The organism is Sodalis sp. dw_96 (assembly GCF_018449575.1).
GTDB lineage: Bacteria > Pseudomonadota > Gammaproteobacteria > Enterobacterales > Enterobacteriaceae > Acerihabitans.
The window spans coordinates 1-318 of record NZ_JAAVUT010000072.1 but is presented as its reverse complement, the minus strand read 5'-3'; the positions used below and the strand labels follow the sequence as shown (position 1 = coordinate 318).

The window sequence follows — 318 nt, the reverse complement described above, 5'->3', positions numbered from 1 at the left end:
CCAGGAAGTCGGGCGCATCGCCGGGCGGGCCGCCGTGGAAGAATTGGATAAACGCCAACGCCAGCAGCGCGCCCGGCAACGCAGCAGCATGACCTATTAAGGAAGAAATATATGATGATGACCTTGGGGCTGTTTGTGTTCACGCTGAGCACCGTCCCCTATCAAAACCTGAACCGGACCACGGAATACCGCTGGCCCACCAATAGCCGCGTGGGGTTGCCACCGGCGGCGCAATTCCTCGGACCGGGCAATGACCACATCACGCTTTCCGGCATATTGCTGCCCGAGCTGACTGGCGGGCGGCTGTCGCTCCTGGCC

The 318-nt window shown here is 61.9% G+C and carries 1 protein-coding gene; it reads left to right on the top strand.

Annotation, left to right across the window (positions count from 1 at the left end):
• Positions 1-111 precede the first annotated feature (111 nt).
• On the top strand, positions 112-318 hold a 207-nt coding region (locus HB631_RS26830; protein ID WP_213994217.1), incomplete at its 3' end, for a phage tail protein.